Origin of the sequence: Micromonospora sp. D75 (assembly GCF_018070405.1) — a bacterium.
Classification (GTDB): domain Bacteria; phylum Actinomycetota; class Actinomycetes; order Mycobacteriales; family Micromonosporaceae; genus Micromonospora; species Micromonospora chalcea.
This window is the reverse complement of sequence record NZ_JAGPXV010000279.1, coordinates 1-7,449: the sequence shown is the minus strand read 5'-3', so window position 1 is coordinate 7,449 and position 7,449 is coordinate 1. Positions and strand designations below refer to the sequence as shown.

Genomic DNA, 7,449 nt, shown 5'->3' with positions numbered 1-7,449 from the left:
CTACCCGGACAGCGCCATGCCCGGCGAGGTGGGCAACTTCGCCGTGGCGGGCCACCGGATCCGCTCCACGTTCTGGCGGCTGGACGAGCTGAAGACCGGCGACGCCATAGTGGTCGAGACCCGCACCGACTGGCTCGTCTACCGCGTGTACGAGCAGCGCATCGTCAAGCCGTCCCAGGTGGAGGTGGTCGCACCGGTGCCGGGCAAGCCGGGCCAGAAGCCCACCGAGAAGCTGCTCACGCTCACCACCTGCAACCCGAAGTTCGACAACTACCAGCGGCTGATCATCCACGCCCGGCTGGACACCGTCCAGGCCAAGTCGGCGGGCCGCCCGGCCGAACTGGAGACGTGAGCCGTGTACTCCTGGATCTGGCGGAAACTTCCCTTCGGGCTGCCCGGAAAGCTGATCGGCTCGCTGCTGCTGGCCACCGCCACCGTCGCGCTGCTCTGGTTCGTGGTGTTCCCGTGGGCCGAGCCCCTGCTGCCCTTCGACGACGTGCAGGTCACCCAGGACTCCGGCGTACCGGGTGACGGCGGGCTCACCGAGCCGACCGGGCTGCCCGGCGACGAGGAGCTGCCGTACAGCACCGAGACGAACAACGCCCCGCCCCCCACCCCGAACAGGTGACCCCGATGCGTGTCCTGGTGATCGACAACTACGACTCGTTCGTCTTCAACCTCGTGCAGTACCTCGGCCAGCTCGGGGCCGACTGCGACGTACGGCGCAACGACGAGATCGACGTCGCCGAGGTGGGCCGGGCCGGCGCCGGTGGCATCCTGCTGTCGCCCGGTCCGGGCAGCCCGGACCGGGCCGGCATCTGCCTGGACGTCATCCGCGAGTACGCCGGCAAGCTCCCGATCTTCGGCGTCTGCCTCGGTCACCAGGCGATCGGCGAGGCGTTCGGCGCCACAGTGGCGCGCGCGCCGGAACTGCTGCACGGCAAGACCTCCGAGGTACGCCACGACGGCGTGGGCGTGCTCGCCGGCCTGCCCGACCCGTTCACCGCCACCCGTTACCACTCGCTCGCCGTACTGCCCGAGACGCTGCCGGACGAGCTGGAGGTCACCGGCCGGACCGGCTCCGGCGTGGTGATGGCGATGCGGCACCGGACGCTGCCGATCGAGGGCGTGCAGTTCCACCCGGAGTCGGTGCTGACCGAGGGCGGTCACCTCATGCTGGCGAACTGGCTGGCCGCCTGCGGCTTCCCGGAAGCGCTGGAGCGTGCCCCGGAGCTGGCCGCCGAGGTCGACGCCCGCCGCCGGGCCGCCTTCGCCGCAGCCTGACCGCTCGCCCCGACGATCATGAAGTTGACGGCGTTCGACGCCCGATTTGTCGCCGTCAAGTTCATGATCGACGGGGAAGGGGCGGGCGCTGGGACGGGCGCGGCGGCGGCCCCGGGATCGGGGACGCCGCCGCGTCGTCGGTCAGGTGATGCTCAGCGTTCGGTACGGCTGGGCGCGATGGTCGGGAACGGGAAACCACTGCCGCCGCCGTTGCCGCCGCCACCGCCCGGCGTGGTCGGCGTCGTGCTGGGGCTGCCGCTCGGCGTCGGGCTGGTCGGCTCCTCGTCCTCGCGCGGCACGTCGACCTCGATGGTCACCCGCTCGCCCTTGGCCAGCTTCGTCTTGCCGGCCGGCGACTGTTTGCTGACCTTGCCCGCCTGGGACGGGTCGACCTCGTTGCCCTCCCGGACCCGGACCGTGTAGCCGGCCTCCTTGAGCTGTTGTGTCGCCTGCTCCTCGGTGTAGCCGATGACGGTCGGCACCTCGCCGACGTTGCCCTTGGAGACCTTGAGCGTCACCTTGCTGCCCTCGGCGACCGAGCTGCCCTCGGTGGGCGAGACGGAAATGACCTGACCCTCCGGCGCGCTGTCGTTGACATCCTCGCGAACGGGAACCAGCTCAAGTTCCGTCAGTCGGTCCTTCGCGGCGTTGTAGGTACTGCCCTTCAGCCCGGTGGGGACGGTCACCTGGCCCGGACCGGTGCAGACCTTGACGGTGACCTCGGTGTCCTTGTCCACCCGCTGGCCGAACGTCGGGCTCTGCTCGACCACCGAGCCCTTCTCGCAGGTGGTGTTCTGCACCGGATCGCCTGTGCCGTACCGCAGCCCGGCCTGGGTGAGCGCGGCCTTCGCGTCGTCCGCCGACCGGCCCACCAGCTGGGGCACCGACACCTTCTCGTTGCCGGCCTGGTTGAGCCAGAGCGCTGTCCCCAGCGCGATCACCGCGAGCACGCCGAGCGCGGCGAACGCCGCGATGACCCAGGACGAGCTCTTTCGCTTGCCCGGATCGCCGACCCGCGCCACCGGCTGCGGGCGGGTCTGCGGGCCCATCATCTGGGTCTGCTGCGCCTGCTGGTAGCCGCCCGCGGCGGCGCCCATCGGCATGGTCTCCTCGGCCGGCATCACCGGGGTGGCCAGCACCGGCCGGCCGGCAGCGGCGCGGAGCAGGTCCGCCCGCATCTCACCGGCGCTCTGGTAGCGGTTGAGCGGGTTCTTCGACAGCGCCTTGAGCACGATGGCGTCGACCGCCGGGTTGACGTCCGGGTTGATCGTGCTCGGCGTCGGCGGCTGCTCCCGCACGTGCTGGTACGCGACGCTGACCGGGCTGTCGCCGACGAACGGCGGGTGGCCGCAGAGCAGCTCGAACAGCACGCAGCCGGCCGCGTAGACGTCGGAGCGGGCGTCGACCGCCTCGCCGCGCGCCTGCTCGGGAGAGAGGTATTGTGCGGTGCCGATGACCGCGCTGGTCTGCGTCATCGTGGTGGCGCCGCTGGCCAGCGCGCGGGCGATGCCGAAGTCCATCACCTTGACCTGGCCGGTCTGGGTGAGCATCACGTTGCCGGGCTTGATGTCCCGGTGGATGATCCCGTGCCGGTGGCTGAACTCCAGCGCCGCGCACATGTCGGCGCAGATCTCCAGCGCCCGGCGCGGCTGGAGCCGCCCCTCGACGCCGAGGACCTCCTTGAGCGTCCTGCCGTTCACGAACTCCATCACGATGAACGGCAGGGTTTCGCCCGTCGGGCCGGTTTCCTCACCGGTGTCGTAGACGGCGACGATGGCCGGGTGGTTCAGCGAGGCGGCGTTCTGGGCCTCGCGGCGGAACCGCATCTGGAAGGTGGCATCCCGGGCCAGGTCGGCACGGAGCATCTTGATCGCGACATCCCGCCCGAGCCGGAGGTCGCGGCCGCGGTGCACCTCGGCCATGCCGCCGTAGCCCAGCAGCTCGCCGACCTGATACCTGCCACCGAGCAGGCGGGCCTGCGCTGTCATCGCGTGTCTCGTCCTTCGCTCGTCGTCGTACCGCCGTCGGCCGGCAGGAGGCGTACCTCACGACGGTACGACGTGCGGACCGGATAGTCGCCTCCGTGCGGCCGCACCGCGCCGGAGGTCACGCTCACACTCGCCGGAGCGGATGCGGTAGCACCGTATTTCCGGTACAGGAACGAAATCACGCCCGAGCAGAGGATGACCAGCACGGCCACCACGATCGCCGTCGTCCAGAGCCCGGACCGGGAGCGCCGGGGCGGAGGCGGCGCGGCCGGGCGCGCGTACGGCATGGGGTTGTGCTGGGGCACGGGCCGCTGCGGTACGGGTGCCGCGCCACGCGGCGCCACCGGCGGGCGGGGCATCGGGGCCGGGTGGGCGATCACGGCCGGGCGCTGCGTCACCGGCGGGCGGGCCGGCGAAACGGGCGGACGGGCCGGGGAGACCGGCGGACGGGGCTGCGGATGCGCGGCGGCGGCCGGTGGCTGCGGCCGGGGAGCGGTCGGCACCTGAGCGCGTGCGACGGGTGCGGCCGGTGAGGCGGGCGCGGCCGAGATGGGCCGTCCGGCGCGGGCCGCCTGGGAGAGCGCGAGCTTGGCCTGCCGGGCGATGCTCGCCAGCGCGGCGGCGCTGGGCCAGCGGGCGGAAGGGTCCTTCGCCATGGCCCGCTCCACGATGGCCCGGACCTGCGGCGGGATGTCGGCCGGAAGCGCCCGGGGCGTCTCCCGAACGTGCTTCATGGCGATTTCGAGCGGGTTGTCCCCCTCGAAGGGGCGTCGGCCCGCGAGGCACTGGTACGCGACCACGCCGAGCGCGTAGACGTCCGAGGCGGGCGTGGCCACCGCGCCGGTGGCCTGCTCGGGCGAGATGTACGAGGCGGTGCCGAGCACCGAGCCGGCGGCGGTGAGCTGGCCCACCAGCTCGGAGCGGGCGATGCCGAAGTCGGTGAGCACGAGCGTGCCGTTCGGCCGGACCAGCAGGTTGCCGGGCTTCACGTCGCGGTGCACGATGCCCTTCTCGTGCGCCGCGTGCAGCGCGTCGGCGGCCTGGGCCAGCAGCGCCATGGTCCGCGCCGGGGTCAGCCGGCCGACCCGGCTGAGCGTGGCCGAGAGCGCGTCGCCCTCGACGTACTCCATCACCAGGAACGCGATGTGCTGGTCGCTGCCGAAGTCGTAGACGTCGACCACGCCCGGGTGGTTGATGGTCGCCATGGTCCGCGCCTCGCCGCGGAACCGCTCGGCGAAGCCCGGCTCGTCCAGCAGCGCGGGGAGCAGGCTCTTGACCGCGACGGTACGGCCCAGCACCTGGTCGGTGCCGCGCCACACGTCGCCCATGCCACCGCTGGCGATCCGCTCGTCGAGGCGGTAGCGGTTGCCGAGCTTCACCCCCGGGCTCAGCACGTCAGCGCCTCCCGGAGTCCGCGATGGCCGCCGCCATGATCCGGCCGGCGATGCGGGCCGCCTCGGCGCTGCCGCCGTTGCCCGCCTGCTCCAGCTCGACGCAGACGGCGGACAGCGGCGTGCCGTCCTTGTCCAGGGCGAAGCCGATGAACCAGCCGTGGTCCGGGGTGTTCGGGCCGGACTGCGCGGTACCGGTCTTGCCGCCGACCAGGTAGCCGTCGATGGCGGCCCGGCGGCCGGTGCCCTCCTTCACCACGTTCTGCATCATGTCGCGCAGGTCGGCGGCGACCTGGCCGCTGATCGGGCGGCGCAGCTCGCGCGGCTGGGCGGGGTCGTAGACGGTGGTGCGGTCCGGCCCGAGCAACTGCTTGACCAGGTACGGACGCATCTGCTTGCCGTCCTTGTTGGCCACCGCGGCAGCGATCAGCGCGCCCTGCAGCGGCGTCATCCGCACGTTGTTCTGGCCGATCGACGACTGGGCGAGCGCGGCCGGGTCGGTGCTGCCGTCCGGGTTCTGCATGTCGCCGGTGCGGCTGGCCGCCACCGGCAGGCCACCCTCGCCGAGCTGGCCGACGGTGAGGTCGTCCTGCTCGAAGCCGAACTGCTTGGCCTTCTCCTTCACCTTGTCCGCGCCGAGCCGTACGCCGAGCTGGGCGAAGCCGGTGTTGCAGGACTCGGTGACCGCCTCGCGCAGCGTCACCTGCGACTCGGGGCAGATCGACGGCGCGGCGTTGCGGATCGGCTGCCCGGCGCCGGGCGCGGTGTAGCTGGAGCCGGCGGGGATGCGGGTCTGCTGGCCGACGCCGTTCTCCAGCGCGGCAGCCGCCATGATGATCTTGAAGGTGGAGCCGGGCGGCAGCGTCTCGGACAGCGCCCGGTTCGCCAGCGGCCGATCCTTGTCCTTCTCCAGCGTGTTGTACGCCCGGTCCGCCTCGGTGCTGTTGTGGCTGGCCAGCGGGTTCGGGTCGAAGCTCGGCATGGAGACCAGCGCCTGCACCGCGCCGGTACGCGGGTCGATCGCGATCGCCGCGCCCTTCGTCGCGCCCACCTGGTTGTCGTTCAGCTGCTTGTACGCCGTCTCCTGGGCCCGCTTCGACAGCGTCAGCACCACGTTCCCGCCACCGGTCTCGTCACCGGTGAACATGTCCTTGATCCGGTTGGCGATCAGCGCGTCGCTGGTGCCGGCGAGGAAGTCGTTCTCCACCCGCTCGATACCGCTCGCGCTGCCGTTGACCGGCTTCCAGCCGAGCACGTGCGCGTACATCTCGCCGCCCGGGTAGGTGCGCTGGTACTTCAGCTCACCGCCGGTCTCCTTGCTGAGCGCGTACGCGGTGCCGCCGACCTCGATGTTGCCGCGCTTGCGGTCGTACTCGGCGACCTGGACCCGGCCGTTGTAGTCGCTGTTGCGGTATTCGTCGGCCTTGTAGGCCTGGATCCAGTTCAGGTTCGCGAAGAGGAGCCCGAACAGGACCATCACGACCACGCCGACGCGGCGCAGGGGGGCGTTCACGGTCGGATCACCTCCGTCGGGGCGCCGTGCAACTGCTCGGGCGGACCACCGGACGGCCGGGCCGCCGGGCCGCCACCACCGGTCACCGGTCGGCGGGCACCGTCGGAGACGCGCAGCAGCACCGCGATCAGCAGCCAGTTCGCCATCAGCGAGGAGCCACCGGCGGACAGGAACGGGGTGGTCTGGCCGGTCAGCGGGATGAGCTTGCTGATGCCGCCGACGATGACGAAGACCTGCAGGCCCAGCGTGAACGCCAGGCCACCGGCGAGCAGCTTGCCGAACGAGTCCCGCACCGCCAGCGCGGCGCGCAGGCCCCGCTCCACGATCAGCAGGTAGATCACCAGCAGCGCGGAGAGACCGAACAGGCCGATCTCCTCACCGATGCCGGCGAAGATGAAGTCGGTCTGCACCTCGGGCAGCAGCGTCGGCTGACCGCCACCCGGACCCGCCCCGAACAGACCGCCGGTACCGAGCGTGAGCAGGCCCTGCACCAACTGGTAACCCCGGTCGTACGGCTCGGCGAACGGGTCGAGCCAGATCTGCGCCCGGTCGTAGAAGTTCGCGAACGGGCCGCCCACGGTGCTGCCCAGCACGTACGCCAGATAGGCGCCGCCGAAGAACAGGATCAGACCGATGAGCAGCCAGCTGACCCGCTCGGTGGCGATGTAGAGCGTCACCACGAACATGCCGAAGTAGAGCAGCGAGGTGCCCAGGTCCTTCTCGAAGATCAGGACCAGGAGGCTGACCAGCCACACCACCAGCACCGGGCCGAGGTCGCGCCCGCGCGGGAAGTCGATGCCGAGCACCCGCCGGCTGGCGAGCGAGAGCACCTCACGCTTGCGCACCAGGTAGTAGGCGAAGAACGTGAGCAGGGCCAGCTTGGCGAACTCGCCCGGCTGGATGGAGAACCCGCCGAACTTGATCCACAGCTTGGCGCCGTTGATCTCGGAGAAGCGGCTGGGCAGCACCGCCGGGATCATCACCAGCACGATGCCGGCCAGGCCCAGCGTGTACGCGTACCGGGACAGCGACCGGTGGTCGCGCAGGATCGCCAGCAGCCCGGCGGCCAGCACCACGGCGGCCAGCGTCCAGGCGAGCTGCCGGCCACCGGTGCCGGCGAAGATGGCCAGGTCCTCCCGCTCCGCGGGCGCGGCCTTGGCCAGGTCGTACCGGCGCAGGAAGCCCACGCCGATGCCGTTGAGCAGGGCCACCGCCGGCAGCAGCGCCGGATCGGCGTACGGCGCCAGCCAGCGGATCACCAGGTGCAGGCCGA

Annotated in this window: 7 protein-coding genes; 3 read left to right on the top strand and 4 right to left on the bottom strand. The window is 71.7% G+C overall.

What is annotated here, in order from left to right:
* The 3 genes from KBX39_RS17620 to KBX39_RS17610 form a co-directional block, all read left to right on the top strand.
* A partial coding sequence (locus KBX39_RS17620; protein ID WP_210871572.1) for a sortase occupies positions 1 to 352 on the top strand: 352 nt, incomplete at its 5' end.
* A 3-nt stretch (positions 353 to 355) separates the two neighbouring features.
* Entirely contained in the window at positions 356 to 628 is a 273-nt protein-coding gene (locus tag KBX39_RS17615) for a hypothetical protein (protein ID WP_030500496.1), read from the top strand.
* 5 nt (positions 629 to 633) lie between these two features.
* Positions 634 to 1,284, top strand: a complete 651-nt coding sequence (locus tag KBX39_RS17610) for an aminodeoxychorismate/anthranilate synthase component II (protein ID WP_064448127.1) — start codon at positions 634 to 636, stop codon at positions 1,282 to 1,284.
* Positions 1,285 to 1,436: 152 nt separating this feature from the next.
* Here the strand turns inward: KBX39_RS17610 and pknB are convergent, their stop codons facing one another.
* From pknB to KBX39_RS17590, 4 genes are all read right to left on the bottom strand, one after another.
* Positions 1,437 to 3,272 carry a Stk1 family PASTA domain-containing Ser/Thr kinase gene (gene pknB, locus KBX39_RS17605; protein WP_113972300.1) on the bottom strand — a complete coding sequence of 612 codons (1,836 nt, stop codon included), beginning with the start codon at positions 3,270 to 3,272 and terminating at the stop codon, positions 1,437 to 1,439.
* Entirely contained in the window at positions 3,269 to 4,666 is a 1,398-nt protein-coding gene (locus KBX39_RS17600; protein ID WP_043327620.1) for a serine/threonine-protein kinase, read from the bottom strand. The genes pknB and KBX39_RS17600 overlap by 4 nt, the downstream gene beginning before the upstream one ends.
* 1 nt (position 4,667) lies before the next feature.
* Complete coding sequence (locus KBX39_RS17595) at positions 4,668 to 6,176, bottom strand: penicillin-binding protein 2 (RefSeq protein ID WP_043327621.1); 1,509 nt, start codon at positions 6,174 to 6,176, stop codon at positions 4,668 to 4,670.
* The coding region (locus tag KBX39_RS17590) for an FtsW/RodA/SpoVE family cell cycle protein (RefSeq protein ID WP_210871571.1) at positions 6,173 to 7,449 on the bottom strand (1,277 nt) is incomplete at its 5' end. The genes KBX39_RS17595 and KBX39_RS17590, both read right to left, overlap by 4 nt.

Bases quoted from the DNA above. Each gene is read 5' to 3' on its own strand.
- pknB (WP_113972300.1), bottom strand. From the start codon at position 3,272: ATGACAGCGCAGGCCCGCCTGCTCGGTGGCAGGTATCAGGTCGGCGAG.
- KBX39_RS17610 (WP_064448127.1), top strand. From the start codon at position 634: ATGCGTGTCCTGGTGATCGACAACTACGACTCGTTCGTCTTCAACCTC.